Annotated in this window: 2 protein-coding genes; both read left to right on the forward strand. The window is 41.0% G+C overall.

The genetic code is table 11. The annotated features are described in order from the left end of the window. Positions 1-888: DUF6160 family protein (locus tag A3735_RS01710; protein WP_369820497.1), on the forward strand; the 888-nt coding region annotated here is incomplete at its 5' end. Positions 889-972: 84 nt separating this feature from the next. Continuing rightward, positions 973-1,148: exonuclease domain-containing protein (locus A3735_RS28645; RefSeq protein WP_255375117.1), on the forward strand; the 176-nt coding region annotated here is incomplete at its 3' end.

Genomic DNA, 1,148 nt, shown 5'->3' on the forward strand with positions numbered 1-1,148 from the left:
TTGAAAAAATTATTTTTTACAGTTTTGGCTGTAGCCTCAGTTGATGTAGTGGCTGAGCTTAAGCCCATTGCTGATGATGAGCTGAGTCAATACTCTGGCCAAGCCGCTGTTGCCTTTGATATTGATCAAATAGGCTCGAATAGCTATACCCGCGTTACATTGGGTATGGAATCAAAAATGCAGATGAACATTAATAATGTTGAGTTAGGTAAATACGAAAGAGATGGTGAGTTAGGCGCTGACTTCTCTGCTACTAACCTAGCATTTGGTTCTATATCTACTGATGCCGCTCAAGTTCAGCTAGATGGGCAAACTTACGCGGTAAACGATATTATTCCTTTTGAAGTAAATGATCCGTATTTCGAAATTGACAAAGACGCTACCGATGAGCTTGTAGGCTTTCGTTTGGGCTTTGGTGAAGCTCGTGGTCAGCTTAGCGGTGACTTTGATAGTATTTCTGGTAACGTTGGCGCTACGATTACTGATTTCTTTGGCGATGATTACCAAGCATCGATGCTTAACTTAAGTGGCGATGTCGATAATACTCGTGCTAAGTATTTTGGTGTAGGTAATGATCAAAGTGGAGGTGCAACGGATTGTAATTCGGGTTTTTACTGTTATGACCTTGCAGACTATAAGACTCTTGATGTTGGGCAGAGAAACTCTACAACAGGTAATGTTGATTACACCAACGACTTTTTCATCTCTTTTCAGAAAGAAGACACCGACTGGTCAACGAGTGATGGTCAGATGACCACTGCTTCAGGTGTATTTATTAACATACCTACTTCTCTTCATATAGATATGAATACCGGCACTAATGCTAATGGTACTGAACGAGTTCGGGTGGAATATATCGACCGTGGTGTTGGTTTATTTAAGCCGTAAAATCTTTTCCTTTATTAATCTTACAGTTCTCGAAAAGCAAGCCTATAGAGTACAATATGAACCTTCTTAGATTAGGAGGTTCTAATGCAGTCCATCTTTTGGCACGACTACGAAACATTCGGCGCAGATACTCGCCGAGATAGGCCAAGTCAGTTTGCCGGTGTTAGAACCGATTTAGATTTAAATATCATCGAAGAGCCAACGACTTTTTACTGTCGCCCTTCAGAAGATGCTTTGCCTTCTCCAGAAGCTTGCTTAAT

The sequence above is a fragment of the Oleiphilus sp. HI0061 genome (assembly GCF_001635675.1).